The sequence below is a fragment of the Bosea sp. OAE506 genome, from assembly GCF_040546595.1.
GTDB lineage: Bacteria > Pseudomonadota > Alphaproteobacteria > Rhizobiales > Beijerinckiaceae > Allobosea.
This window is the reverse complement of sequence record NZ_JBEPOB010000001.1, coordinates 1,842,828-1,868,090: the sequence shown is the minus strand read 5'-3', so window position 1 is coordinate 1,868,090 and position 25,263 is coordinate 1,842,828. Positions and strand designations below refer to the sequence as shown.

The 25,263-nt window shown below is 68.0% G+C and carries 22 protein-coding genes; 2 read left to right on the top strand and 20 right to left on the bottom strand.

All coding sequences use genetic code 11. From position 1 onward, the window contains the following. Window positions 1–82 precede the first annotated feature (82 nt). The 3 genes from ABIE41_RS09010 to ABIE41_RS09000 form a co-directional block, all read right to left on the bottom strand. Window positions 83–664, bottom strand: a complete 582-nt coding sequence (locus ABIE41_RS09010) for an NAD(P)H-dependent oxidoreductase (protein ID WP_192643966.1) — start codon at window positions 662–664, stop codon at window positions 83–85. Window positions 665–666: 2 nt separating this feature from the next. Continuing rightward, entirely contained in the window at window positions 667–2,091 is a 1,425-nt protein-coding gene (locus ABIE41_RS09005) for an FAD-binding oxidoreductase (protein ID WP_192643967.1), read from the bottom strand. A 127-nt stretch (window positions 2,092–2,218) separates the two neighbouring features. Then, window positions 2,219–3,547, bottom strand: a complete 1,329-nt coding sequence (locus tag ABIE41_RS09000) for a cytosine deaminase (protein ID WP_354191846.1) — start codon at window positions 3,545–3,547, stop codon at window positions 2,219–2,221. Between the two features lie 110 nt (window positions 3,548–3,657). Between ABIE41_RS09000 and folD the strand changes: the two genes are divergently transcribed. Continuing rightward, window positions 3,658–4,527, top strand: a complete 870-nt coding sequence (gene folD / locus ABIE41_RS08995; protein WP_192643968.1) for a bifunctional methylenetetrahydrofolate dehydrogenase/methenyltetrahydrofolate cyclohydrolase FolD — start codon at window positions 3,658–3,660, stop codon at window positions 4,525–4,527. 134 nt (window positions 4,528–4,661) lie between these two features. Here the strand turns inward: folD and lpdA are convergent, their stop codons facing one another. The 14 genes from lpdA to ABIE41_RS08925 all read right to left on the bottom strand — a co-directional run bounded on the left by lpdA (window position 4,662) and on the right by ABIE41_RS08925 (window position 21,655). Beyond that, window positions 4,662–6,062 carry a dihydrolipoyl dehydrogenase gene (gene lpdA, locus ABIE41_RS08990; RefSeq protein ID WP_192643969.1) on the bottom strand — a complete coding sequence of 467 codons (1,401 nt, stop codon included), beginning with the start codon at window positions 6,060–6,062 and terminating at the stop codon, window positions 4,662–4,664. A 109-nt stretch (window positions 6,063–6,171) separates the two neighbouring features. Continuing rightward, the gene (locus ABIE41_RS08985; RefSeq protein WP_465247085.1) at window positions 6,172–6,573 is read right to left on the bottom strand and encodes an MAPEG family protein; all 402 of its coding nucleotides are present in this window, start codon (window positions 6,571–6,573) and stop codon (window positions 6,172–6,174) included. A 10-nt stretch (window positions 6,574–6,583) separates the two neighbouring features. Continuing rightward, the gene (gene odhB, locus ABIE41_RS08980; protein WP_192643970.1) at window positions 6,584–7,873 is read right to left on the bottom strand and encodes a 2-oxoglutarate dehydrogenase complex dihydrolipoyllysine-residue succinyltransferase; all 1,290 of its coding nucleotides are present in this window, start codon (window positions 7,871–7,873) and stop codon (window positions 6,584–6,586) included. Window positions 7,874–7,919: 46 nt separating this feature from the next. Further along, window positions 7,920–10,877, bottom strand: coding sequence for a 2-oxoglutarate dehydrogenase E1 component (locus ABIE41_RS08975; RefSeq protein WP_192643971.1), 2,958 nt, complete (start codon window positions 10,875–10,877; stop codon window positions 7,920–7,922). Between the two features lie 143 nt (window positions 10,878–11,020). Further along, window positions 11,021–11,905 (bottom strand): succinate--CoA ligase subunit alpha, encoded by an 885-nt coding sequence (gene sucD / locus ABIE41_RS08970; RefSeq protein ID WP_069056452.1) that lies wholly within the window; start codon window positions 11,903–11,905, stop codon window positions 11,021–11,023. 9 nt (window positions 11,906–11,914) lie between these two features. Next, on the bottom strand, window positions 11,915–13,111 hold the full coding sequence (gene sucC, locus ABIE41_RS08965) for an ADP-forming succinate--CoA ligase subunit beta (protein WP_192643972.1): 1,197 nt from the start codon (window positions 13,109–13,111) through the stop codon (window positions 11,915–11,917). A gap of 94 nt (window positions 13,112–13,205) precedes the next feature. Then, window positions 13,206–14,168, bottom strand: coding sequence for a malate dehydrogenase (mdh, locus tag ABIE41_RS08960; RefSeq protein ID WP_192643973.1), 963 nt, complete (start codon window positions 14,166–14,168; stop codon window positions 13,206–13,208). 261 nt (window positions 14,169–14,429) lie between these two features. Next, window positions 14,430–15,029, bottom strand: coding sequence for a TetR/AcrR family transcriptional regulator (locus tag ABIE41_RS08955; RefSeq protein ID WP_192643974.1), 600 nt, complete (start codon window positions 15,027–15,029; stop codon window positions 14,430–14,432). 42 nt (window positions 15,030–15,071) lie between these two features. After that, window positions 15,072–16,250, bottom strand: coding sequence for a cell division protein ZapE (gene zapE / locus ABIE41_RS08950; protein ID WP_192643975.1), 1,179 nt, complete (start codon window positions 16,248–16,250; stop codon window positions 15,072–15,074). Between the two features lie 98 nt (window positions 16,251–16,348). After that, on the bottom strand, window positions 16,349–17,263 hold the full coding sequence (locus tag ABIE41_RS08945; protein WP_354191845.1) for a PepSY-associated TM helix domain-containing protein: 915 nt from the start codon (window positions 17,261–17,263) through the stop codon (window positions 16,349–16,351). A gap of 648 nt (window positions 17,264–17,911) precedes the next feature. Next, a complete protein-coding gene (locus ABIE41_RS08940; RefSeq protein ID WP_192643976.1) occupies window positions 17,912–18,205 on the bottom strand; it encodes a hypothetical protein in 294 nt (97 codons plus the stop codon). 134 nt (window positions 18,206–18,339) lie between these two features. After that, window positions 18,340–21,000, bottom strand: coding sequence for an excinuclease ABC subunit UvrB (uvrB, locus tag ABIE41_RS08935; RefSeq protein WP_192643977.1), 2,661 nt, complete (start codon window positions 20,998–21,000; stop codon window positions 18,340–18,342). Window positions 21,001–21,113: 113 nt separating this feature from the next. Beyond that, entirely contained in the window at window positions 21,114–21,437 is a 324-nt protein-coding gene (locus tag ABIE41_RS08930) for a hypothetical protein (RefSeq protein WP_192643978.1), read from the bottom strand. Beyond that, complete coding sequence (locus ABIE41_RS08925) at window positions 21,437–21,655, bottom strand: hypervirulence associated TUDOR domain-containing protein (RefSeq protein WP_192643979.1); 219 nt, start codon at window positions 21,653–21,655, stop codon at window positions 21,437–21,439. Before ABIE41_RS08925 ends, ABIE41_RS08930 begins: the two co-directional genes overlap by 1 nt. Before the next feature lie 79 nt (window positions 21,656–21,734). On the opposite strand from ABIE41_RS08925, the gene ABIE41_RS08920 reads away from it, so the two are divergent. Next, the gene (locus ABIE41_RS08920; protein ID WP_192643980.1) at window positions 21,735–22,187 is read left to right on the top strand and encodes a tetratricopeptide repeat protein; all 453 of its coding nucleotides are present in this window, start codon (window positions 21,735–21,737) and stop codon (window positions 22,185–22,187) included. A gap of 75 nt (window positions 22,188–22,262) precedes the next feature. On the opposite strand, the gene ABIE41_RS08915 is transcribed toward ABIE41_RS08920, so the two are convergent. The 3 genes from ABIE41_RS08915 to phoU all read right to left on the bottom strand — a co-directional run bounded on the left by ABIE41_RS08915 (window position 22,263) and on the right by phoU (window position 25,258). After that, window positions 22,263–23,516, bottom strand: a complete 1,254-nt coding sequence (locus ABIE41_RS08915; protein WP_192643981.1) for a TIGR03862 family flavoprotein — start codon at window positions 23,514–23,516, stop codon at window positions 22,263–22,265. A gap of 165 nt (window positions 23,517–23,681) precedes the next feature. Next, on the bottom strand, window positions 23,682–24,380 hold the full coding sequence (gene phoB, locus ABIE41_RS08910; protein WP_192643982.1) for a phosphate regulon transcriptional regulator PhoB: 699 nt from the start codon (window positions 24,378–24,380) through the stop codon (window positions 23,682–23,684). A gap of 158 nt (window positions 24,381–24,538) precedes the next feature. Then, a complete protein-coding gene (gene phoU / locus ABIE41_RS08905; protein ID WP_192643983.1) occupies window positions 24,539–25,258 on the bottom strand; it encodes a phosphate signaling complex protein PhoU in 720 nt (239 codons plus the stop codon). Between the last annotated feature and the right edge of the window lie 5 nt (window positions 25,259–25,263).

Below are 25,263 nucleotides of genomic sequence, written 5' to 3'. Positions count from 1 at the left end.
CTTATGCGGATCAGGAAGTCGCTTCGCCGGCTGCGTGTTCGCTCGCCAAGATGACGATGTGATGACAGTCACCGGCGCGCTGTCACAGAGAGCGCATGCGCTCGGACACTTTGGCCAGGAAGGCCGCCCGGCTCTCCGGCGTCGCGCGGTTCATGTCGTAATGGGCGAGATAGCGCGGACGCGCGGTCGGATGGCAGACCGCTCGCAGCACCCGGCAGACCGCCTTGCGCGGCGGATCGCCCATCAGAAGCGCGCGCCAGCGCGTGCCGCCATAGGTGGTGACGGCAGTGAGCCGGCGGATATTCCAGAGATTGGGGCGGACCTTGCCATCGACCAGCTTGAAGGAGATGCCGGGCAGGAAGACCCGGTCGAAGAAGCCCTTGAGGATCGCCGGATAGCCGAAATTCCAGACCGGAAAGCACAGCACCAGCGCCTCGGCCGCCTGCACCCGCGCCACATAGCCGGCGACAGGATCGGTGTTGGTGGCGAGGTCATGATAGCCGACACGCTCGTCCCGGCTCAGCACCGGATCGAAGCCCTCGGCATAGAGATCGCAGTCGTCGACCTCGTGCCCGGCTGCCGTCAGCGCCTCGACGACGGTCGCATGCAGAGCGGCGCCATAGCTCTCGGGATTGGGGTGAGCGTAGAGGACGAGGACGCGCATCCTCAGCCGACCCCGGCTTCCGAGAGGCTGCGGAACAGGAAGGTGCCGCCCGCCTTGTAGTCGTAGGACGGGTCCTCCCAGGCGATCATCTTGCCCGGGTTGAGCAGCCCCTGCGGATCGGCCTCGCGCTTGAAGGACAGCTGCGCCTCGTCGGTCTGCTTCATGCCGCCCTCCTCCAGCGTGTAGCGGTGCGGGTTGAAGATCGGCGCGCCCATCTCCTCATGGATAGCCATGATCTCCTCCAGCCGCTCCTCCGTCGTGAAGCGCACCAGCGGCAGGCCGAAGCAGGTGACCTTGCCGTCAAAGCGGACGAATTCGAGATGGCAGATCACCTCGTCGCCGAAGCGGCCATGGATCCGGTCGACCAGATCGACCTGGTTCGGGAAGGGGTAGAGCACCTGCAGATAGGTGATCGCGGGATCGACCCGCAGCGCCCGCAGCGTGGTGTGGTTCCAGCCCAGCTCGTAAGCCGGCGGCAGGCCCTTGGCCTCTTCCGGCGACAGCTTGTCCGAGCGCAGCAGCAGCTCCGCGCCCTTGAAGCGCCGCGCATAGGCCAGCAGCGATTCCAGCGCGAAATCGGCGACCATGACGATGACGAGATGGCTGTCGCGCGGCAGGAACTTGCGATGGCGCAGGAAATAGTCGTGCGGCGCCGGCGCGGCGACAACGCAGAGATTCTTCAGCGCCAGCCCATCCTGCTCGCCGAGGCTGTTGGCGAACTCCGTCGCGCCGCGCAGGCTGTCGAAGCCGAGGATCGCGTCGACCCACTCATAAGCCGGCCCGAGCGGCATCTCGACCTGGGTGATGATGCCGTTGGTGCCATAGGCATGGGCGACCTTGTGCAGGTCCTCGCCCTGGAGTTCGAGGATGCGCGGCTGCGCCTCCATCGTCGCGACCCTCAGCCGGATGATGTTGCCCCAGTCGCGCAAGCCGCCCCATTTGATCGAGCCCACGCCGCCCGAGCCGCCGGCGATGAAACCGCCGATCGAGGCCGTCTGGTAGGTCGAGGGATGCAGCCGCAATTCCTGCCGCGAATGCGCCCGCGTCTGCTCGTCGATCCGCGCCATGATCGCGCCGGGCTCGGCGACATAGCGGCCCGGCGCGATGTCGAGCACCTTGTCGAAGCCCGAGAGATCGAGCAGCACCCCGCCCGAAAGCGGCATCGCCTGGCCGTAATTGCCCGTGCCCGTGCCGCGCGGCGTCACGGGGATGCCGAGCGCGTGGCAGGCGGCCAGCACCTCCAGCACCTGCGCCTCGCTCACCGGCGAAACCACAAGATCGGCGGTGACATGGTCGAGCTGGCGCTTCAGCACCGGCGAATACCAGAAGAAGTCGCGGCTCTTCTGCTTCACCAGCGCCGGATTATCCTCGCAGCGGATCGAGCCGAGGCGGGCCTTGAGCGCGGCGATGTCGTAGCGGGTGGTCATGTGATGCGGCTCCACCGTCATGCTCGCCCTTGTGGCGAGTATCCACGCCTTGAACACAGGTCTTGACGAACCAAGACGTGGATGGTCGGGACAAGCCCGACCATGACGGTCAGGGCGAACGAGAGACTCACGACCGCCCGCCCATCAGATGGTCCAGTTCGCGATGGTCCGGCAGCGTCGTGTCGATCGCGCGGCCGGCGACCAGCACCGTGCGGTCCGACTGCGGACGGGCGAAGAACTCGGTCCAGTCCCGCGCCCGGGTCAGGATCAGGTCGGCCGGGCCGCCGGGCGACAGCACGCCTTCCCCTTCCAGCCCCATGAGGGATGCCGGCGTCCGCGCCACCGCATTGGCCCAGTCGGTCCCGGCATGGTCGAGCTGGAGGATGCGGGTGCCCTCGCGCAGCACCTCGATCAGGTCGAGATCGCCATAGGCGTAGAACGGGTCGCGCGTGTTGTCCGACGCGATCATCACCGGCACGCACGCCGCCTTCAGCTCGTGCAGCGCGGTGACGCCGCGCCAGCGCGGGGTGCGGCCGGGCGTCCTGTCCTGCAGATACATGTTGCACATCGGCAGCGAGACCACCGCGATGCCGGCCTCCCTGACCTTGGCGATGATGCGCGCCTGGGCCTGCGGCTCCTGCAGCGCCAGCGAGCAGCAATGCCCGGCGAGAATCTTGCCCGTGAAGCGATGCCGGATCGCGGCGTCCGCGATGTGCTCCAGCGAGCGCGCGGCCGGATCGTTGGTCTCGTCGACATGGAAGTCGAGGTCGAAGCCGTTCTCGATAGCGGTGCGGAAGATCACGTCCAGCGCGGCGTCGAGTTCGGGGATCATGTAGCTGACGCAGCCGAACAGGCGGTTGCCATGCGCCTTCACCGCGGCGACGACATCGCGGACATGGCCTTCGTCCAGCGCGAACTGGATGCCGAAGAGCGGCGAGCCCTGGATCGCGATCCGCCCCGCCCATTCCGCCCGCAACTCCGCCAGCACGGGCCAGGAGAGGCCGATCTGCTTCCCCAAAGAATCGATATGCGTCCGGACGGCGGCGGTGCCATGCGCGAAGGCGCAGCGCAGGCCGAACTCCATCCTTGCGCGGACATCCGTCGCCGACCAGTTCGCCTCGCGGTCGGCCATCACGCTGTTGAGCGCGCCCATGAAGCTGCCGTCGGGATTGCGCTGCCGCGGCCAGATATGGCCCTTGTCGAGATGGACATGGCAGTCGACCAGGCGCGGCAGCACGATGCCGCCGTCGAGATCGAGCACAGGCCCTTCGCCAAGCCCCTCCGTGCCAGCCGGCAGGATCGAGGCGATCCGCCCCTCCTCCAGCGCGAGGTCGACCAGCGCCAGCCCGTCGCGATCAGCGGCAAGCCCACCGGCCTCGACGAGGCAAAGCGGCACGCGGGCCTGGGTCAGACGACAGGAGGGGGCGGACGGCACAGCAGCGAAACCGGTACTCACGGGAACAACATCTCCATCGGCCTCGCCATGCACGATCGATACCGGCGCGCTTGACGGCGGGCAAGCCGCCGCCGCATGAGGGCGGCTTCCCGCCGATGGAGAGTGTCCCCATGCCGCAGGCCAGACTGATCGATGGCAAGGCCATCGCCGCCACCTTGCGCGCGCAGATCGCGACCGAGGTCGCCGGCATCAAGGCGGCGAGCGGCAAGGTGCCCGGCCTGCATGTGGTGCTGGTCGGGGACGATCCGGCGAGCCGCGTCTACGTCGCCTCCAAGGAGAAGCTCGCCGTCGAGGTCGGCATGAACTCGGTGGCGCACCGCCTGCCGGCCGACACCAGCCAGGAAACCCTGCTCGCCAAGCTCGCCGAGCTCAACGCCGACGACGCGGTCGACGGCATCCTTGTGCAGCTGCCGCTTCCGAAGCATCTCGACACCGCCGCCGTGATCGACGCCATCGACCCCGCCAAGGATGTCGACGGGCTGCACCCCATCAATGCCGGCCGTCTCGCCGGCGGCAAGATCGACCCCGAGCAACTGCTCGTGCCCTGCACGCCGCTGGGCTCGATGCTGCTACTGAAGAGCGTCCTGCCCACGCTTGCGGGGATGGAGGCGGTCGTGATCGGCCGCTCGGAACTCGTCGGCCGTCCCGTCGCGCAGTTACTGCTCCAGGCCGACTGCACGGTGACGATCGCCCATTCGCGCACCAAGGACCTGGCCGCCGTGGTGCGCCGCGCCGACATCGTCGTCGCCGCCGTCGGCCGCCCTGGCTTCGTCAGGGGCGAGTGGATCAAGCCCGGCGCCACCGTCATCGATGTCGGCATCAATCGCCTGCCCGACGGCAAGCTCACAGGCGACGTCGCTTTCGCGGAAGCCGTCGACATCGCCGGCGCGATCACACCTGTCCCCGGCGGCGTCGGCCCGATGACGATCGCCTGCCTGTTGAGGAATACGCTGACGGCGTTCAAGGCGCGGCGGGGGTAGGCCAAGACGTCATGCTCGGGCGAAGACCCGAGCATCTCAGGACGAGAGGGCGCCTGTTCTTGAAAGAGATTCTCGGGTCTGCGCTGCGCTTCGCCCGAGAATGACGTGCGTGGAGCGATAGCGCCCCGCGCCCCTCACATATGAATCTGGCGCTTCTCGACGGCCATCGCCGCTTCCTTGACCGTTTCGGCCAGCGTCGGATGGGCGTGGCAGGTGCGGGCGAGGTCTTCCGACGAGCCGCCGAACTCCATCAGCACGGTCACTTCCGCGATCAGGTCGCCGGCGCGCGGGCCGATGATGTGGCAGCCCAGGACGCGGTCGGTCTTGGCGTCGGCCAGCACCTTCACGAAGCCGTCGGTCTGGCGCATCGCGCGGGCGCGTCCATTGGCGGTGAAGGGGAACTTGCCGACCTTGTAGTCAACGCCCGCCGCCTTCAGCTCCTCCTCGGTCTTGCCGAGCGAAGCGACCTCAGGCGAGGTATAGACGATGCCGGGGATCGCATCGTAGTTCACATGGCCGTGCTTGCCGGCGATGATCTCGGCGACCGCGACGCCCTCGTCCTCGGCCTTGTGCGCCAGCATCGGCCCGCGCACCACGTCACCGATGGCATAGATGCCGGCGACATTGGTCTTGAAGTGGTCGTCGATGACGACCCGGCCGCGCTCGGTGGCGACGCCGGCGCCCTCGAGCCCGAGGCCGTCCGTGTTCGGGCGGCGGCCGATCGCCACCAGCACGATGTCGGCGGAGAGCGTGCTCGCCTCGCCGCCGGCCGAGGGCTCGACGGTGAGGGTGGCGCCACCCTTGGCACCCGTCTCGACCTTGGTGACCTTGGCACCGAGGCGGAAGGTAAAGCCCTGCTTCTCCAGGATGCGCTGGAACTGCTTAGCGACTTCGGCATCCATGCCGGGCAGGATGCGGTCGAGATATTCGATCACCGTGACCTTGGCGCCGAGCCGGCTCCAGACCGAACCGATCTCGAGGCCGATCACGCCGGCGCCGACCACGACCAGCTCCTTGGGAACGGCGGCGAGTTCGAGCGCGCCTGTCGAGGTCACGACCGTCTTCTCGTCGACCGTCACGCCCGGCAGGCCGGCGGCTTCCGAGCCCGTGGCGATGACGATGTTCTTGGTCTCGAGCTCCTTGGTGGAGCCGTCCTCGGCGGTGACGACGACCTTGCCGGCGCCCGGGATCGAGGCGGTGCCGTGGAACGGCTCGATCTTGTTCTTCTTCAGCAGGAAGGCGACACCATTGACGTTGGCGTCCACCGTCTCCTGCTTGTGCGCAAACATCGCCTTCAGGTCGAGCTTGGGCTGGCCGACGACGATGCCGAGCTTGGCGAAGCTGTGGCCGGCCTCCTCGAACATCTCGGAGGCATGCAGCAGCGCCTTGGAGGGGATGCAGCCGACATTGAGGCAGGTGCCGCCATGCGTCTTGCGCTTCTCGACCACCGCGACCTTGAGGCCGAGCTGGGCGGCGCGGATGGCGCAGACATAGCCGCCGGGGCCGGTTCCGATGACGACGAGATCGTAGGACATGGAGCTTCTCTCGTGAAATTCAGGCGAGGATATCAGGTTCGGGCGCAGGACGCGCCCGCGAACGGGTGGAGGCGACGCGGATCGGTGGCCATGGACGCCTCCCTTGCCTTCAGTAGACCGCCCGCACCGCCATCAGCATCAGCCCGGCGAGCGAGGCCAGCCAGACCAGCGTGCGCAGGTTCGGGATGCCCGCGAGATAGAGCGGCAGATAGACCATCCGCGCCGCCAGCCAGATCAGACCGCCGAGCAGCCCGATCCCGTCGGCACGATCCCGCAGCATCAGCAACGCGACCAGCAGGACGAAGGCCGGGAAGGTCTCCTGGAAATTCCGCAGCGCGCGGTCGGCGCGTCCGGCAAACTTCCCCGAGGGGGCACTCCCCTCGTCGCGCGGGCTGGCATTCCAGGCCGAACCGCGCTCCCGCGTGACGCTCGTCACCTGCGCGGCGATATGGACGAGCAGGAGGACGACGCCCGCGACGCCCAGCGCCGCCATGGCCGCGTCGCCCTGCACGGCCAAGGCCTCAGAGGTCCAGCACGAGGCGGGCCGGATCCTCCAGCCCTTCCTTGATGCGGACGAGGAAGGTCACGGCCTCCTTGCCGTCGATGATCCGATGGTCGTAGCTGACCGCCAGATACATCATCGGGCGCACCACGACCTGGCCGCCGACGACGACCGGGCGCTCCTGGATCTTGTGCATGCCGAGGATCGCCGACTGCGGCGCGTTCAGGATCGGCGTCGACATCAGCGAGCCATAGACGCCGCCATTCGAGATCGTGAAGGTGCCGCCCTGCATCTCCTCGATCTTGAGCTGGCCGTCGCGGGCCTTCTTGCCGAACTCGCCGATCTTCTTCTCGACGCCGGCGATGGAGAGCTGGTCGGCATCGCGCACCACCGGAACCACGAGGCCCTTCTCGGTGCCGACGGCGACGCCGATATGGTAGTAGTTCTTGTAGATGATGTCGGTGCCGTCGATCTCGGCGTTGACGGCCGGGATCTCCTTCAGCGCCTGCACGCAGGCCTTCACGAAAAAGCCCATGAAGCCGAGCTTCACGCCGTGCTTCTTCTCGAAGACATCCTTGTACTGGTTGCGCAGCGCCATCACCGCCGACATGTCGACCTCGTTGAAGGTCGTCAGCATGGCCGCGTTGGACTGGGCCTCCTTGAGGCGGCGCGCAATGGTCTGGCGCAGCTTCGTCATCTTGACGCGCTCTTCGCGTGAGGCGTCGTCGACCGGCGACGGCGCACGGACCTGCACGGGCGCAGCCGGAGCCGGGGCGGCAACCGCCGGGCCGGTCGCGATCGCGGCCAGCATGTCGCCCTTGGTGACGCGGCCATCCTTGCCCGAGGCATTGACCTTGGACGGGTCGACGCCGCTCTCGGCCGCCAGGCGCGACACGGCCGGGCCGGAATCGCCGGCCTTGGTGGCAGGCTTGATCTCGCTGTCGCCGGCCACTTCGCCGGCCTTCGCCTCGGCGGCGGCCGTCGTGGTCTCGCCGGCCTTGCCGGAGGCCTGCGCCACGGCGGCGTCGGCCTTCTTCTCCTCGGCCTTGGCGGCCGGCGCGGCGGCGGCGCCACCGGCCGAGATCATGCCCAGCAGCGCGCTGACGCCGACAGTGTCGCCTTCCTTGGCGACGATCTCGCCGAGCACGCCGGCAGCCGGCGCGTTGACCTCGAGCGTCACCTTGTCGGTCTCGAGCTCGACCAGCGGCTCGTCGGCCTTCACGGCGTCTCCCGGCTTCTTGAACCACTTGCCGATGGTGGCCTCGGAGACGGATTCGCCGAGGGTGGGTACGCGGATTTCGGTCGCCATGTCAGGCCTCTGTTCTGTTCTGTCTGACGTTTTGGGTGTCTGGGCGTCAGCCGGCGAAGGCTTCGTCCAGGAAGGCGTTGAGCTGGGCGAGATGCTTGGACATCAGGCCGGTCGCGGTCGCGGCCGAGGCCGGGCGGCCGACATAGCGCGGCCGCTTCGACTTCGAGCCGGCATGGCCCAGCACCCACTCCAGATAGGGCTCGACGAAGGTCCAGGAGCCCATGTTCTTGGGCTCTTCCTGGCACCAGACCACGTCGGCGCCCTTGAAGCGCGCCAGCTCCTGCGCCAGCGACTTCAGCGGGAAGGGATAGAGCTGCTCGACGCGCATCAGGTAGACATCGTCGATGCCGCGCTTCTCGCGCTCGTCCAGCAGGTCGAAATAGACCTTGCCCGAGCACAGGATGACGCGCCGGATCTTCGAATCCTTGACCAGCTTGGTCGTCGAGTTGCCGCGCTCGGCGTCGTCATGCAGCACGCGGTGGAAGGTCGAGCCCTCGGCCAGCTCCTCCAGCGTCGAGACGCAGCGCTTGTGGCGCAGCAGCGACTTCGGCGTCATCAGGATCAGCGGCTTGCGGAAGTCGCGCTTCAGCTGGCGGCGCAGGATGTGGAAATAGCTCGCCGGGGTCGAGCAGTTCGCCACCTGCATGTTGTCCTCGGCGCACATCTGCAGGAAGCGCTCGAGACGGGCCGACGAATGCTCCGGCCCCTGCCCCTCATAGCCATGCGGCAGCAGGCAGACGAGGCCCGACATGCGCAGCCACTTGCGCTCGCCCGATGAGATGAACTGGTCGAACACGACCTGCGCGCCATTGGCGAAGTCGCCGAACTGCGCCTCCCACATCGTCAGCGCATTCGGCTCCGACAGCGAATAGCCGTATTCGAAACCGAGCACCGCCTCCTCCGAGAGCATCGAGTTGATGACCTCGTAGCGGGACTGGCCCTCGCGGATATGGTTCAGCGAGGTGTGACGGGCTTCCGTCTCCTGGTCGATCAGCACGGAATGGCGCTGCGAGAAGGTGCCGCGCTCGCAATCCTGGCCCGAGAGGCGCACCGGATTGCCGTCGAGCAGCAGCGAGCCGAAGGCCAGCGCCTCGGCGGTCGCCCAATCGATGCCCTGCCCGGTCTCGACCGCCTTGCGGCGGTTGTCGAGGAAGCGCTGGATCGTCTTGTGGACGTTGAAGCCCGGTGGCACCGCCGTGATCTTCTCGGTGATCTCGCGCAGGACGTTGGCGTCGACGCCGGTGGCGCCGCGGCGCGGATCGTCCTCGTCGGCGCGGATCGCCTTCATGCCGGCCCAGCGGCCGTCGAGCCAGTCGGCCTTGTTGGGCTTGAAGGCCTGGCCGGCGTCGAACTCGATCTCGAGCCTGGCCTTCCAGGCGGCACGCGCCTCATCGACCTCGCCGGGCTGGATCACGCCCTCGGCCTCGAGCTTGGCGGTGTAGAGCTCCAGCGTCGTCTTGTGGCCGCGGATCTTGCGGTACATCAGCGGCTGGGTGAAGCCCGGCTCGTCGCCCTCATTATGGCCGAAGCGGCGGTAGCAGAACATGTCGATGACGACCGGCTTGTGGAACTTCTGCCGGAACTCGATCGCGACCTTCGCCGCGAACACCACCGCCTCCGGATCGTCGCCATTCACATGGAACACCGGAGCCTCGACCATCTTCGCCACGTCGGACGGATAGGGCGAGGAGCGCGAATAGCGCGGATAGGTGGTGAAGCCGATCTGGTTGTTGATGATGAAGTGGATCGAGCCGCCGGTGCGGTGGCCCTTCAGCCCGGACAGGCCGAGGCACTCCGCCACCACGCCCTGGCCGGCGAAGGCGGCGTCGCCATGCAGCAACAGCGGCAGCACCTTGGAGCGCTCGACGATGTCGCCGAACTGGTCCTGCTTGGCGCGCACCTTGCCGAGCACGACGGGGTCGACGATCTCGAGATGCGAGGGGTTGGCGGTCAGCGAGATGTGGACGTTGTTGCCGTCGAACTCGCGGTCGCTGGAGGCACCGAGATGGTACTTCACGTCGCCCGAGCCCTCGACGTCGTCAGGCGCGAAGGAGCCGCCCTTGAACTCGTGGAAGAGCGCCCGGTGCGGCTTGCCCAGCACCTGGGTCAGCACGTTCAGGCGGCCGCGATGGGCCATGCCGAAGACGATGTCGCGCACGCCGAGCGCGCCGCCGCGCTTGATGATCTGCTCCAGCGCCGGGATCAGCGCCTCGCCGCCGTCCAGGCCGAAGCGCTTGGTGCCGGTGTACTTGAGGTCGATGAACTTCTCGAAGCCCTCGGCCTCGACCAGCTTGTTCAGAATGGCCTTCTTGCCCTCGCGCGTGAAGGCGATCTCCTTGTCGGGCCCCTCGATGCGCTCCTGCAGCCAGGCCTTCTGCTCCGGATCGGAGATGTGCATGAACTCGATGCCGACCGTGCTGCAATAGGTCCGCTGCAGCACCGCGACCATCTCGCGGACCGTGGCGAACTCCATGCCGAGCACGTTGTCGATGAAGATCTTGCGGTCGAGATCGGCCTCGCCGAAGCCGAAGGCGGCCGGCGACAGCTCCTCGGTGTCCTTGACCTGCTCGATCCCGAGCGGGTCGAGCTTGGCATGGAGGTGGCCGCGCATCCGGTAGGCGCGGATCAGCATGATGGCGCGGACGGAATCACGCGTCGCCTGCTGCACATCGGCGGCCGAGATCTCGACGCCCTTGGCCTGGGCCTTGCCCTTGAGCTTGTCGGAAACGACCTTCTCGACCACGGCCCAGTTGCCGTCCAGCGCCGAGACGAGCTCGCCATTGGCGTGGATCGGCCAGTTCGGCTTGGTCCAGGAGGCGCCCTTGGCGTTCTGGACGATGGCCTGGCCCTCGTCCTTCAGCCCGGCGAAGAAGCCCTGCCACTGCTCGTCGACCGACTTCGGGTCGGCCTGGTAGCGGGCGTAGAGATCCTCGATATAGGCCGCGTTGCCGCCATAGAGGAAACCCGTCTGCGCGAGAGCCTCGTTGATGTCCTGGCGAGCCATGGTCGTTTCTGCCTTTTCCTGCCTGCCGCTTCGTCTGGCCGTCACGGTCGGCCCCGAGCCGACCCTCTCTTGGGGAGTCCGGCGCGGGACGTGATGGTCGGGTCAGGCCCGACCATGACGCCCCGCCACGGTCTGTCGGGCCCTCAGCCCTTCAACACTTCGACCAAGGTCTTTCCAAGGCGCGCCGGCGAGGGCGAGACCCGGATGCCGGCCGCTTCCATGGCCGCGATCTTGTCCTCGGCACCGCCCTTGCCGCCCGAGATGATCGCGCCCGCATGACCCATGCGGCGGCCGGGAGGCGCCGTGCGACCGGCGATGAAGCCGACCATCGGCTTCTTGCGACCGCGCTTGGCCTCGTCCTTGATGAACTGGGCCGCGTCTTCCTCGGCCGAGCCGCCGATCTCGCCGATCATGACGATCGACTTGGTGTTGTCGTCGGCCAGGAACATCTCGAGCATGTCGATGAACTCGGTGCCCTTGACCGGGTCGCCGCCGATGCCGACGGCCGTGGTCTGGCCAAGGCCCTCGCGCGTGGTCTGGAACACCGCCTCATAGGTCAGCGTGCCCGAGCGCGACACGATGCCGACAGAGCCCGGCTTGAAGATGTTGGCCGGCATGATGCCGATCTTGCTCTCGCCCGCCGTCACGACGCCGGGGCAGTTGGGCCCGATCAGCCGCGACTTGGAGCCGACCAGCGAGCGCTTGACCTTGACCATGTCGAGCACCGGGATGCCCTCGGTGATGCAGATGATCAGCGGGATCTCGGCGTCGATCGCCTCGCAGATCGCATCGGCCGCACCCGGAGGCGGCACATAGACGACGGAGGCGGTGGCTCCGGTCTTGGCCTTGGCCTCGTGGACGCTGTCGAAGACCGGCAGGCCGAGATGGAGCGAACCGCCCTTCCCAGGCGAGGTGCCGCCGACCATCTGCGTGCCATAGGCGATCGCCTGCTCGGAGTGGAAGGTCCCGTTCTTGCCGGTGAAGCCCTGGCAGATGACCTTGGTGTTCTTGTCGATCAGGATGGACATGGTTGCTCCTCAAGCCTTCTTGATCGCGGCCACGATCTTCTGCGCGGCGTCGTCGAGGTCGTCGGCGGGGATGACGTTGAGGCCCGAGGACGAGATGATGTCCTTGCCTTCCTGGACGTTAGTGCCTTCCAGGCGAACGACCAGCGGGACCTGCAGCCCGACGGCCTTCACCGCGGCGATGACGCCACGCGCGATGACGTCGCACTTCATGATGCCGCCGAAGATGTTGACCAGGATGCCCTTCACCTTCGGGTCGGCGGTGATGATCTTGAACGCCGCCGTCACCTTCTCTTCCGAGGCGCCGCCGCCGACGTCGAGGAAGTTCGCAGGGCTTTCACCGTAGAGCTGGATGATGTCGAGCGTCGCCATGGCCAGGCCGGCGCCGTTGACCATGCAGCCGATCGTGCCGTCGAGCGCGATATAGGCGAGGTCATACTTCGAGGCCTCGATCTCCTTCTCGTCCTCTTCCGTCGTGTCGCGCAGCGCGACGATCTCGGGGTGACGGTAGAGCGAGTTGGAATCGAACGAGATCTTGGCGTCCAGGCACTTGATCTGGCCCTGCTTGGTCACGATCAGCGGGTTGATCTCCAGCATGTCCATGTCCTTGGCCACGAACGCGGTGTAGATCTGGCCCAGCACCGTGCCGGCCTGCTTGGCGAGGTCGCCCGAGAGGCCGAGGATGCGCGACATGGCGCGGCCGTGATGCGGCATGATGCCGGTCGCGGGATCGACCGTGATGGTCTCGATCTTCTCCGGCGTGTCATGGGCGACCGCCTCGATGTCCATGCCGCCTTCCGTCGAGATCACGAAGGCGACGCGCGAGGTCGAGCGGTCGACCAGCGCCGAGAGGTAGAACTCCTTCTCGATGTCCGAGCCGTCCTCGATATAGAGGCGGTTGACCTGCTTGCCGGCCTCGCCCGTCTGCGCGGTCACGAGCGTGTTGCCGAGCATCTCCTTGGCGTGGGACTCGACCTCCTCGACCGACTTGGCGAGACGCACGCCGCCCTTGGCGTCGGGGCCGAGCTCCTTGAACTTGCCCTTGCCGCGGCCGCCCGCATGGATCTGCGACTTCACGACATAGAGCGGTCCCGGCAGCTTCTTGGCGGCCTCGACCGCCTCCGCCACCGTCAGGGCGGGGAAGCCGGCGGAGACCGGCGCGCCGAACTCCTTGAGGACGGCCTTGCCCTGGTATTCGTGGATGTTCATGTGCTCGGTTTCCCTGGAAGCTTATGGGGGATGGCGGGGCGGGCGGGGCCGGGCGCTGCGCCGTGAGCGCGCCGCCGGACCCGCCCGTCCTGGATCACGCCAGTGACGAATCGATGGCCTTGCACGCGTCGATCAGGCCCTGCACCGAGGCGACCGACTTCGCCAGCATCTCCTTCTCGGCGGCGTTCAGGCGGATCTTGACGACCCGCTCGACACCCTTGGCGCCGATCACCACCGGCACGCCGACGAACATGTCCTTGACGCCGTACTGGCCGCGCAGCGCGGCCGCCGCCGGCAGGACGCGCTTCTGGTCCTTGAGGTAGCTCTCGGCCATCGCGATCGCCGAGGCCGCCGGAGCGTAGAAGGCCGAGCCGGTCTTGAGCAGGTTGACGATCTCGCCGCCGCCCTTGCGGGTGCGCTCGACGATGGCGTCGAGGCGCTCCTGCGTCGTCCATTTCATCTTGACGAGGTCGGGCAGCGGGATGCCGGCGACGCCGGAATAGCGCACCAGCGGCACCATGTCGTCGCCATGGCCGCCGAGCACGAAGGCCTGGACGTCCTTGACCGAGACCTGGAACTCGTCGGCCAGGAAGTGGCGGAAGCGGGCGGAGTCGAGCACGCCGGCCATGCCGCAGATCATGTTGGGCTTCAGGCCCGAGAACTTCTGCAGCGCCCAGACCATCGCATCGAGCGGGTTGGTGATGCAGATCACGAAGGCCTTGGGGGCGTAGGTCTTGATGCCCTCGCCGACGGCCTTCATCACCTTCAGGTTGATGCCGATCAGGTCGTCGCGGCTCATGCCGGGCTTGCGCGGCACGCCGGCGGTCACGATGATCACATCGGCGCCCTTGATGTCCTCATAGGACGAGGTGCCCTTGTAGGCGGCATCGAAGCCGTCGACCGGCGACGACTCGGCGATGTCGAGGCCCTTGCCCTGCGGAATGCCATCGGCGATGTCGAACAGGACGATGTCGCCGAGTTCCTTCAAGCCGGCGAGGTGGGCGAGCGTGCCGCCGATCTGGCCGGCGCCGATGAGGGCGATCTTCTTGCGGGCCATTGCCTAGTCCTTTGTCTGGCGCTGCGAAATGCCGGAGAACCGGCGAAACCGTGCGTTCCTTTGGCCCAAATGGCCCTTTTGCCGCAACCCTCGCGCGACCTTGCCCGCAAGCCCTGCACAGGGCGTTGCGATCCGGCCCGCCAGCACGCCACCCTCGACTTTTCAGATACTTAGCGGAGGCCGCCCAACGATCCGCCCCAGAATGACACGGAACGGCCGTAATGACAATTTACACAGGATGTAATTCGTCACGCGATTTCGTCAGACGATCCCGGCGATCAGCACCCGCAGCGAAACCCGGATCAGCGTCGACAGCCGGATATCGACCGAGGCCTGGGGCACGTCCGATTCCAGCTCCAGCGCCGCCGGATGGATGAAGCGGTGGGTCGCGTCGATGACGAAGGCGATCGCCCGGTCGCGGTCGCGCGGCTCGAAGGTGCCCGACGCGATGCCCTCGTCGATCACCCGTTCGAACAGCGCCCGCACCCGCGCCCGGTTGCGCCGGCTGATGGCATGGCGCTTCGCCACCGCCTGCGACAGCGCCGCAAACAGGTGCGGCTCCTCGCTCAACAGGTCGCGATTGGCCTTGGCCAGCGCCAGGATCAGCCGCTCGAGCTTGTCGTCGGCAGGGTCGGGACCATCGGCGATGTCGGCGAGATGCCGCTCCGTCGCCTTCAGCCAGACATCGACGACCGCATCGACCAGCGCCGCGCGCGAGGGAAAGTAGCGATAGACATTGGCATGGGTCATGCCCGCCTCTTCGGCCACCGCGACGACCGTGAAGCGCTTCAGCCCGAACCGGCGCAGATGCTCGCTGGCGACCGTGAGGATGCGGGTCTCGCTCGGCTCGCGCTGGGTCATGGCGCTATCGGGCCCCGGGGTGGGAAAGGGACAGCGCCATCCTCACGTCTCCACCAGCCCGCCGCTATCGCCCGAGGCCGCTGAATCCGCCCGGCCATGCGGCAGGCCGAGATAATCGTCGGAGCGCATCTCGATCAGCCGCGAGACCGTGCGGTCGAACTCGAAGGCCTCGCGTCCGGTCTTGGCGCGGTAGAGTTCATGCGGCTCGGCCTGCGCCGAGGCGACGAGCTTCACATGATGCTCGTAGAGCGTGTCGATCAGGATGATGAAGCGCTTGGTCTCGTTGCGCTGCTCGTCGGCCAGCACGGGAATGTCGTCGAGCACCAGCGTGTGGAAGCGCTGCGCCAGCGCGTTATAGTCCGAGGCGCCATAGGCCTTGCTGCAGAGATCGCCGAAGCCCGCCCGCGCCACGCCCGCCGCCGCCTGCGGCAGGACCAGCTCATGGCCCTTCACGTCGATGACGAGGCGCTGCCCCTTCGTCGCGCCGGAGAGCTTGCGGAAGGCGTCGTCCAGCGCGGCTTCAGCCGCGGCGTCGGCCGGCACGCGATAGACCGGCGCGCCGCCGAGCTTCTCCATCCGGAAATCGGTGCGCGCCTCCAGCTTGAGAACCTCGACCTTCTCGGCCAGCAGCGCCACGAAGGGCAGAAACAGCGCCCGGTTCAGCCCGCCCTCATAAAGCCGCGACGGCTCGACATTCGAGGTCGCGACCACCACCACCCCGGCGGCGAACAGCGCCGTGAACAGCCGGCCGAGGATCATCGCATCGGCGATATCGGTCACCGTGAACTCGTCGAAGCAGAGCAGCCGTGCCTCGGCCGCCAGTTCGGCCGCCACGGGCCCGATCGGATCGGGATCCTTGACCTCGCCGGCCTTGAGCTTCTGGCGATAGGCATGGATGCGGCCGTGCACATCCGCCAGGAAGGCGTGGAAATGCACCCGCCGGCGCCGCGGCACCGCGACGGAGTCGTAGAACAGATCCATCAGCATGGTCTTGCCGCGGCCGACCGAGCCCCAGATGTAGAGACCCTTGGGCACGTCCTTGGCGGCCGCCTTCTTACCGAACAGCCAGCCCAGCGCGCTGCTCTTCTGCGCCAGGCGCTGCGCGGCCAGTGCCTCGGCCAGGGCCTGCAGCCGCTTGACCACGGCGACCTGCGCCGGATCGCGCTCGATCGCCCCGGTTTCGACCAGGGCGGCATAGCGTTGGGCGATCGAGGCGGTCATGGCGGCGAGGGTCTTCGGGCAGGCGTTGGGGCCTACCGGGTTACGGCAGCCCCGCCGGCCCGGCAAGCCCGATGCGCTTCAAGCGCGATGCGGGCGCCTCAGGCCGCCGCCAGCCGCGCCCGCGGATTGCGCTTGCGGAAGCGGCGCCTCGCCCAGATCACCAGCCCCGTGCCCCAGAGCCCGGCCAGCACCAGCGACAGCGCCAGATTGAGCCCGCTGCCCCAGAGCGCATGCCAGTTGCCCTCATGCAGCGCGCGCGGCCAGTTCATCGGCGGCGTCTCGAGCCCCTCGCGCGCCACCACCACGCCGGTCAGCCGGTTGCCGACATAGACCCGCGCCAGCAGCCGCCCGCCGCGCACCCGCAGCGAGGTCAGATCGGCGAGGTCATGCGCGCGGGCGACGAGCGGGATCGCCTCGGCCAGCGGCAGTCGCGCCGGCCGTGCCCCACCCGCCGACGTCGCCGGGGTCAGGCTGATGCCGAAGGCGATGGCGAGCCCGGTCAGTGGCGACAGCACGATCAGCGGCAGGAACACCCAGGCGCCAGCCTTATGCCAGCCGCCGAGCGTGTTGCGCAGGCGCGGCCAGCCCATCAAGACACCCAGCAGCGCCAGCATCAGCATCGCGATGGTCGAGGCGGTGACGAGCCAGCCGAGATCGAGCAGCAGCCGCTCATGCAGCTGCCGCGCCGTGCCGAACCAGTCGGCCCAGCCCGGCTCGTCGATCTCCTCGCCGGTCCGCAGGCTGACATCGACCGAGCCGTCCGGCCCGACGCTGTTCAGCGTCATCAGCTGGTCATAGGTACGGATCGTCAGCCCGGTCGCCTTGCCCTCCGGATCGAACTTTTGCAGAGCCGCCAGCACGGAGGCCTCGGTCACCGGCGCCGCGGGCCGCGTGCGCTGCGCCAGCGGCTCGAGCGAGAGCACGAGCCCGCTCAGGATCAGCGCCAGCAGCGGCAGGGCGAAGACGAGCGTGATCCAGCGGTGGAACCGCAGCCAGTACGGCTTGAGCATCATGAGGGGTGACTTTCGGAAGAGCAGCATCGCCTTGGAATCATTCTAAGGTGAGCCGCATCCCTATCGCAAGCCGCCCTGCCCCGCCCTGCGCTGGATCAAACCCGCCCGATGGCCGGACGCACCGAAACCCCCGACCGGCTCACGCCGCGGGGTTTCGGGCTCTTCAAGGCGTATCCGAGGGGATGCGCGGGACGATGGTGGCGTCGCAGTCGACGGCTGCGTGCCGATGTCGATGTCGAATGTCGTGTCGAAGCAGCGCCAACAGCCGCTACCCCGTCCCGCACGCGGATCTTTTATGCCGACCAGATCGCCTTCTGGTTATCCGTGCCACGGGTCGCGCGGCCTGGCTCACCCGCGCGATGGCGATCTGCGCCTCCGCCGCCTTCGGCCCGCAACGGCCTCAGGCGACGAAACCCGCAACCCCGCCCGGCCGCACGATGCCTCGCGACAGCCCCCTTGGTCGGGCGGAGCGAGAGGAGAATAGGCACGGGTTCGGGGGGCGGGGATAAGATTTCCGCTTGCCAGCGTCATGCTCGGGCCCGACCCGAGCATCTCAGGACCAGACATCACCAGCGCCTCATCCGGCCTGAGATTCTCGGGTCTGCGCTACGCTCCGCCCGAGAATGACGCGCGACCGGCGCCCTCCCCTCAACTCCGCCCGGGAATCATCCGGATGGCGTTGCCGAGATGGACGGCGCAGGCCTTCATGTCGTCCTTGGCCATCATGTCGGTGGCCAGGGTCAGCTCCTTCATCGCGATCGCCTTCTTGTCCGGGTCGGTCATCTTGGCGGTCTCGGCGTTCATCTTGGACAGCTCGACCTGGCTGCAGGTCGTCGGCGGCAGCGGCGTGGTGTCGGGCGCCGCCGGCGCGGTCTGCGCCCCGGCCGGCGACAGCGCCAGCACGAAGCCGAGCGCGGCGAGGGTTAGGGTGGTCCTGAACATGGTTTGATCTCCCTGAAGGGGCCGGAAGGGCCCTTTCGCGGGAAACAGGGCGTGGGGAGGATTGTTCCGGGTGGCTCTCCGGCCGGCAGTCGTCACGATTAGCGCGGGCCTCTCGAAGGGTGAGGACGCGTGGCCTACCCTCTCCGCCCCCGCCTCTCCCCGGCCCCCTTCGGCCGCTGCTCCGTGCGTGGGCCCATCTCGTCGAGCGTCGGCTTTTTCGGCAGCGCCCGCGACACCGGCTTGCCCTCGCCGCCGCCGAAATTATGCGGGCCCATATCGGCGTCGGTGGGTTTGCGAGCGCGGGTCGGCGGCAGGTTGGCGCTGGAGCCATAGCTGCGCTCGCCCTTGTACTTGCCGGCCGAGGCCTCGACATCGCCCTGGCGGGCGAGCGGGTCGTCTGAGATGGCGAGTTCGGTTGCCTGCAGGCGCTTGATCTCGTCGCGCAGCCGGGCGGCGGTCTCGAATTCGAGATCGGCGGCGGCCTCGCGCATGCGCTTTTCGAGATCGGCCAGCGCCGCCTTGAAATTGTGCCCGGCCGCCGGCGTGCCGAGCCCGGCATCGACGGTGACGTGGTCGCGCTCATAGACGCTGCCGAGAATGTCGCCGATGGCGCGCTTGATCGTCTGCGGCGTGATGCCGTGCTCGGCATTGTAGGCGAGCTGCTTCTCGCGGCGGCGGCTGGTCTCGGCCAGTGCCCGCTCCATCGAGCCGGTGACCTGATCGGCATAGAGGATGACCTTGCCGTCGACATTGCGGGCGGCGCGGCCGATCGTCTGGATCAGCGAGGTCTCGGAGCGCAGGAAGCCCTCCTTGTCGGCGTCGAGAATGGCGACGAAGCCGCATTCGGGAATGTCGAGCCCCTCGCGCAGCAGGTTGATGCCGACCAGCACGTCGAAGGCGCCCAGCCGCAGATCGCGCAGGATCTCGATGCGCTCGATCGTGTCGATGTCGGAATGCATGTAGCGCACGCGCACGCCGTTCTCGTGGAGATATTCGGTCAGGTCCTCGGCCATGCGCTTGGTCAGCACGGTGACGAGCGTGCGGTAGCCGGCGGCCGTGACATCCTTGATCTCGTCGAGCAGGTCGGCGACCTGGTGCTTGGCGGGGCGGATCTCGACCGGCGGATCGATCAGCCCGGTCGGGCGGATGACCTGCTCGGTGAAGACGCCGCCGGTCTGCTCCATCTCCCAGGAACCCGGCGTCGCCGAGACATGCACCGATTGCGGGCGCATCGCGTCCCATTCCTCGAAGCGCAGCGGCCGGTTGTCCATGCAGGAGGGCAGGCGGAAGCCATATTCCGCCAGCGTCGCCTTGCGCCGAAAGTCGCCGCGATACATGCCGCCGATCTGCGGCACGGTGACATGGCTTTCGTCGGTGAAGACCAGCGCATTGTCGGGCAGATATTCGAACAAGGTCGGCGGCGGCTCGCCCGGCTTGCGGCCGGTGAGATAGCGCGAATAGTTCTCGATGCCGTTGCAGGAGCCGGTGGCCTCGATCATCTCGATGTCGAAGGTGCAGCGCTGGTCGAGCCGCTGCGCCTCGAGAAAGCGGCCCATCGAGTTGAGCTCGTCGAGACGGGCCTTCAGCTCCTGCTTGATGCTCTTCACGGCCTGGGTCAGCGTCGGCCGAGGCGTGGTGTAGTGCGAATTGCCGTAGACCTTGACGAATTCGAGGTCGGCGGTTTTCTGCCCCGTCAGCGGGTCGAACTCGGCGATGCTCTCGACCTCGTCGCCGAACAGGCCGATGCGCCAGGCGCGGTCCTCATAGTGGGCCGGGAACAGCTCGATCACGTCGCCACGCACGCGGAACGAGCCGCGGGTGAAATCATGCTGCGTGCGCTTGTACTGCAGCGCCACCAGATCGGCGATGAGCTGGCGCTGCTCGACACGCTCGCCCAGCTTGATGCCGAAGGTCATCGCCGTATAGGTCTCGACCGAGCCGATACCGTAGATGCAGGAGACCGAGGCGACGATGATGACGTCGTCGCGCTCGATCAGCGAGCGCGTCGCGGAATGGCGCATCCGGTCGATCTGCTCGTTGATGGACGACTCCTTCTCGATGAAGGTGTCCGAGCGCGGCACATAGGCCTCGGGCTGGTAGTAGTCGTAGTACGAGACGAAATACTCGACCGCGTTGTCGGGGAAGAAGCTCTTGAACTCGCCATAGAGCTGCGCCGCCAGCGTCTTGTTCGGTGCCAGGATCAGCGCCGGGCGCTGCGTCTTCTCGATCACCTGCGCCATGGTGAAGGTCTTGCCCGAGCCGGTGACGCCGAGCAGCACCTGGTCGCGCTCCTGCCGCGCGATGCCCTCGACCAGCTCGGCGATCGCGGCCGGCTGGTCGCCGGCGGGCTCGTATTCCGAGTTCATCCGGAAGCGGATGCCGCCCTCGGACTTGTCGGGCCGCGGCGGGCGGTGCGGCACCCAGGCCTTGCCCGGCTCGATGAAGGGATTGCCGCTCTCCAGCAGCGTCTGCAGCGAGGTCGCGGTCGCGGCCGCCGCGCCCTCGGCCCCGATGAAGGCTGCATCGGCCTTCTTCGAGAGCTTGCGCTTGGGCCTCTCCTCGCCGCCGGGCCGTTCCGTGGCGTAGCTCGGCTTCGCCTCATAGCCGGCCTGCGGCTTGTCGGAGAACCCGGCCGCGCCGCCGGGCACGGCCTTGCCGCGGTTGATCGCAGGGTTGAGCAGGTCGGCAAGGTAGCCCTCGAGCGGCTTCAGCTCCTGCCGCGACGCCTTGGAATTGGGCGTGCGCGCCGAGGACGGCTTCTTGGCGGGCTTGGGCTTGGCAGGTGTGTCGGACATGGCTGCAATATGGGGCGCATCCCGTCCGCGCGCGAGAGGGTGCGGCGCATGGCCGGGCACACTGGTGACAGGAGCTGGCAGGAGCGAAGCCCCGCCCGGGGCGGCGGCGCGCGCTAGCGCTCCTCCGCCAGTTCGGCCTTCTTCCGCTCCGCCCAGTCGCGCCCGGCATCGCCGCCCCAGAGCTGCCAGGCGATGAAGCCTGCCGAGGGGTTCTCGGCATTGTCGAAATCCTTGCCGTTCTTGTCGACCGCGTGCCGCGCGAAATAGCTCGCCATGCGCTTGACGACATCCGCCGAGAGCGGCTCGCGCTTCATCAGCTGGTGCGCGCGGGCAACGCCGACGCGGGTGCCGCCGCGCTTGTGCTGCGCCCGCAGCGTCAACCCCTGCTCGGCCGCCTTCGCAGCAGCGGCAGGCGGCGTCAGATCGATCTCCGCCATCAGCGTGCCTCCAGTTCGCTCTGCGATTTCAGCACCCGCGCCCCGTCTTCCTGCAGGACCAGATAGGCCGGCTTCTCCTCCGAGGCGTTGCGGTGGATCCGCTTGCCCTTGATCATCCGGCTGACGGGTTTGGTGAAGACGGCCTCGACCTCGCCCTCGGCCGTGCCGCTGCCCCAGTGCCAGCGGACGGCGGTGCCCTTTCGCAATGGACTTGTCATGCGATCTCTCCATGATCGGCAACCGATGAGAGAAGCAACGCGGGTGACCGCGACCGGGTTCATCGGGGAGGGATTCGCCATGCGCCGCCACCTGATTGCGATCGTGACGGGAGCGGCGGCCCTGCTCGCCTCGATGGGGGCGCAGGCGGTCGGGCCGGACTGGACCTGGCTCGACGAGGACCCGGAATATCGCCAGGCGCGTCGCTGGATCGAGGAGAAGAACTTCCCGCCCGCGATCGAGAAGCTGGAGGCGCTGCTGAAGCGCTCGCCACATTCGCCCGTGCTGCTGAACTGGCTCGCCTATTCGCACCGCAAGCTGAAGAATTACCCGCTCTCGAAGCAGTATTACGACGCCGCCCTGATGCGCGACCCGACCTTCCTGCCTGCGCTCGAATATCAGGGCGAATGGTTCATCGAGACCGGCGACATGGCGAGCGCCAGGGCCAATCTCGCCAGGCTCGCCAGCCTCTGCGGCCGCTGCCATGAATGGCAGGATCTTGACGCGGCGATCGCGAAGGCAGAGGGGCGGTAGACCTCCGTCATTCTCGGGCGGAGCGAAGCTCAGATCCGAGAATCGCAGGACGAGCGAAGTGCGGGCGCCTCAACCTCATGAGATGCTCGGGTCAAGCCCGAGCATGACGCGCTGCTCTCGTTGCCCCAGCCACCCCACCATCCCGGCCGCCGCGGCGACGCCGGTGGCGAAGCAGCCCTGCAACAGATAGCCGCCGGTGGGGGCTTCCCAGTCCAGCATCTCGCCGGCGACGAAGACGCCCGGCAGGCGGCGCAGCATGAAGCCGTCGTCGATCTCGTCGGCGGCGATGCCGCCGGCGCTGGAAATCGCCCGGTCGATCGGCATCGTCCCCGTCAGGCGCACAGGCGCGGATTTGATCGCCGCCGCCAGCGCGGCCGGCGTTTCGTCGAGTTTGCCGCCGACGCTGTCGCGCAACACGGCCACCGCCGCCGGCGAAAGCCCCGCCGCCTTGCGCAGATGGTTGCTCAGCGTCTCACCAGGCCGGCGCTTGCCGAGCTTGTCGGTCAGCCGGGCGAGGTCGAGATGGGGCCGCAGATCAATCTCCAGCACCGCCGAACCATCGCGCGCGATCGCCTCTCGCAGCGGTCCCGACAGCGCGTAGATCGCGCCGCCCTCCAGGCCGTTCGCGTCGATCATCGCCTCGCCCGCAATCTCTTTGCCGGCAAAGCGCAGCGTGATCCGCTTCAAAGGCGCGCCGGCGAAGCGCTCGCGAAGGGTATCGGACCAGGCCACCGCGAAGCCGCCATTGGCCGGCCGCAGGGGCGAAACGGCAACGCCCCTCCCCGCCAGCAGCGGAACCCAACCGCCATCGGACCCCAGCCGCGGCCAGCTCGCTCCGCCGAGCGCCAGCAGCGTCGCATCCGGCGTGAGCGTCGCCTCGCCGGCCGCCGTCACGAAGGTCAGCGCTCCCTGCGCGTTCCAGCCGGTCCAGCGCCGGCCGGCTTCGAGCCGCACGCCGAGCCCGTCGAGCCGGCGCAGCCAGGCGCGCAGCAGCGGCGAGGCCTTCATCGCCTTCGGGAAGACGCGCCCGCTCGTGCCAATGAAGCTCTCCGCGCCCAGCGCGTCGGCCCAGCCGCGCAGCGCCTGCGGCGGGAAGGTGTTGACCGCGGGTTCGAGCCAGTCCCGCGCCGCACCGTAATGCGGCAGGAAGGTCTCCAGCGGCTCGGAATGGGTGATGTTGAGCCCGCCGCGCCCGGCGAGCAGGAACTTCCGCGCCGGCGACGGCATCCGCTCATGGATCGTGACACGATGGCCGGCCTGCGCCAGCCGCTCGGCGGCGGTCAGCCCGGCGGGGCCGGCGCCGATGATGGCGATGTCTTTGCTGTGCATCGGGCCGGCTTGCGCCGTCGGGCGTCGCGGGTCAAGCGATCAGGCGCATGCCGGCGTAACCTCGTCATTCTCGGGCTTGGCCCGAGAATCTCCAGCCGGACGGGCATGGGAGCCTCAGCGTCACGAGATGCTCGGGTCTTCGCCCGAGCATGACGCCTCCCGCCCTCAGACCCGCGCGAAGGTCTCGTCGAAGGCGTAGCCCGCGCCGCGGACGGTGCGCAGCGGGTCCTTGGCGTCGCCCGGCGTGATCGCCTTGCGCAGGCGCCCGACATGCACGTCGACGGTGCGCTCGTCGATATAGACGTCGCGGCCCCAGACCGCGTCGAGCAGCTGCGCGCGGGAATAGACCCGGCCCGGCGCCTGCATCAGGAATTCCAGCAGGCGGAACTCGGTCGGCCCCAGATGCAGCTCCTCGCCGGAGCGGCGCACGCGACGCGTCGTGCGGTCGAGTTCGAGATCACCGGCGACCAGCAGCCCCGCGACATGGCCGGGCTTGGCCCGGCGCAGCAGCGCCTGGATGCGCGCGATCAGCTCCGGCAGCGAGAACGGCTTGACGACATAGTCGTCGGCGCCGGTGGCGAGCCCGCGCACCCGCTCGGTCTCCTCGCCGCGGGCGGTGAGCATGATGATCGGCACCCGCTCGGTGTCGCGCCGCGCCCGCAGCCGCCGGCACAGCTCGATGCCCGAAAGACCCGGCAGCATCCAGTCGAGCAGCACGAGATCGGGCGTGTTGTCGCGCAGGTGCAGTTCCGCGTCGTCGCCGCGCGCGACGCTGTCGACCACGAAGCCCTCGGCCTCGAGATTGTAGCGCAGCAGCAGGGTGAGCGGTTCCTCGTCCTCGACGATCAGGATGCGGGCGGCCATGGCGCGATTCCGTTCTTGGCGTTTGTTCCGGAACGCATCGTCATGCTCGCCCTCCTGGCGGGCATCCACGTCTTGAACGCGGGTTGGGTCCGGCGAAGACGTGGATGGTCGGGTCAGGCCCGACCATGACGGCGAAGGCTCCGGCGCAGTCGGTATTGTCAGCTACCCGTCACGGCCTCGACCGTGATGTCGGTGGTCTCGAGCTTGGGACGGTTGATGTCGAGCGACTCGCCGGTGACGAGATAGTGGATCGTCTCGGCGATGTTGGTGGTGTGGTCGCCGATGCGCTCGACGTTCTTGGCGCAGAACAGGAGATGCGTGCAGAAGGTGATGTTGCGCGGATCTTCCATCATGTAGGTCAGCAGCTCGCGGAAGAGCGAGGTGTAGAGCGCGTCGATTTCGCCGTCGCGATGCCAGACCTCGAGCGCCTTCTGCTCGTTGCTGGTGGCATAGGCGTCGAGCACGTCCTTGAGCTGCGCCTGCACCAGCCGGCTCATATGCTCCAGCCCGACCACGGCGCGGTGCGGCGGCGAGAACTGGCCGGAGATCGCCACCGCGCGCTTGGCGATGTTCTTGGCGAGGTCGCCGACGCGCTCGATGTCGGAGGCGATGCGGATCGCCGAGATCAGCTCGCGCAGATCGTTGGCCAGCGGCTGGCGCCGGGCGATCGTCAGCACGGCGCGCTCCTCGACGTCGCGCTGGAGGTTGTCGAGCCGCTGGTCGGCCGAGATCACCTTCTGGGCGAGCGTCGTGTCGCGGCGCACCAGGGCGACGGTGGAATCGCCGAGCATGCGCTCGGACATGCCGCCCATCTCGGCGAGGCTGCGGCGGATACCCTCGAGTTCGGCGTCATAGGAGCGGACGATATGGTCGGTCATCGCGG

Coding starts and splice junctions, on each gene's coding strand:
- ABIE41_RS09010 (WP_192643966.1), bottom strand. CDS start 664: ATGCGCGTCCTCGTCCTCTACGCTCACCCCAATCCCGAGAGCTATGGC.
- ABIE41_RS09005 (WP_192643967.1), bottom strand. CDS start 2,091: ATGACCACCCGCTACGACATCGCCGCGCTCAAGGCCCGCCTCGGCTCG.
- folD (WP_192643968.1), top strand. CDS start 3,658: ATGCCGCAGGCCAGACTGATCGATGGCAAGGCCATCGCCGCCACCTTG.
- lpdA (WP_192643969.1), bottom strand. CDS start 6,062: ATGTCCTACGATCTCGTCGTCATCGGAACCGGCCCCGGCGGCTATGTC.
- odhB (WP_192643970.1), bottom strand. CDS start 7,873: ATGGCGACCGAAATCCGCGTACCCACCCTCGGCGAATCCGTCTCCGAG.
- ABIE41_RS08975 (WP_192643971.1), bottom strand. CDS start 10,877: ATGGCTCGCCAGGACATCAACGAGGCTCTCGCGCAGACGGGTTTCCTC.
- sucD (WP_069056452.1), bottom strand. CDS start 11,905: ATGTCCATCCTGATCGACAAGAACACCAAGGTCATCTGCCAGGGCTTC.
- sucC (WP_192643972.1), bottom strand. CDS start 13,111: ATGAACATCCACGAATACCAGGGCAAGGCCGTCCTCAAGGAGTTCGGC.
- mdh (WP_192643973.1), bottom strand. CDS start 14,168: ATGGCCCGCAAGAAGATCGCCCTCATCGGCGCCGGCCAGATCGGCGGC.
- ABIE41_RS08955 (WP_192643974.1), bottom strand. CDS start 15,029: ATGACCCAGCGCGAGCCGAGCGAGACCCGCATCCTCACGGTCGCCAGC.
- zapE (WP_192643975.1), bottom strand. CDS start 16,250: ATGACCGCCTCGATCGCCCAACGCTATGCCGCCCTGGTCGAAACCGGG.
- ABIE41_RS08945 (WP_354191845.1), bottom strand. CDS start 17,263: ATGATGCTCAAGCCGTACTGGCTGCGGTTCCACCGCTGGATCACGCTC.
- ABIE41_RS08940 (WP_192643976.1), bottom strand. CDS start 18,205: ATGTTCAGGACCACCCTAACCCTCGCCGCGCTCGGCTTCGTGCTGGCG.
- uvrB (WP_192643977.1), bottom strand. CDS start 21,000: ATGTCCGACACACCTGCCAAGCCCAAGCCCGCCAAGAAGCCGTCCTCG.
- ABIE41_RS08930 (WP_192643978.1), bottom strand. CDS start 21,437: ATGGCGGAGATCGATCTGACGCCGCCTGCCGCTGCTGCGAAGGCGGCC.
- ABIE41_RS08925 (WP_192643979.1), bottom strand. CDS start 21,655: ATGACAAGTCCATTGCGAAAGGGCACCGCCGTCCGCTGGCACTGGGGC.
- ABIE41_RS08920 (WP_192643980.1), top strand. CDS start 21,735: ATGCGCCGCCACCTGATTGCGATCGTGACGGGAGCGGCGGCCCTGCTC.
- ABIE41_RS08915 (WP_192643981.1), bottom strand. CDS start 23,516: ATGCACAGCAAAGACATCGCCATCATCGGCGCCGGCCCCGCCGGGCTG.
- phoB (WP_192643982.1), bottom strand. CDS start 24,380: ATGGCCGCCCGCATCCTGATCGTCGAGGACGAGGAACCGCTCACCCTG.
- phoU (WP_192643983.1), bottom strand. CDS start 25,258: ATGACCGACCATATCGTCCGCTCCTATGACGCCGAACTCGAGGGTATC.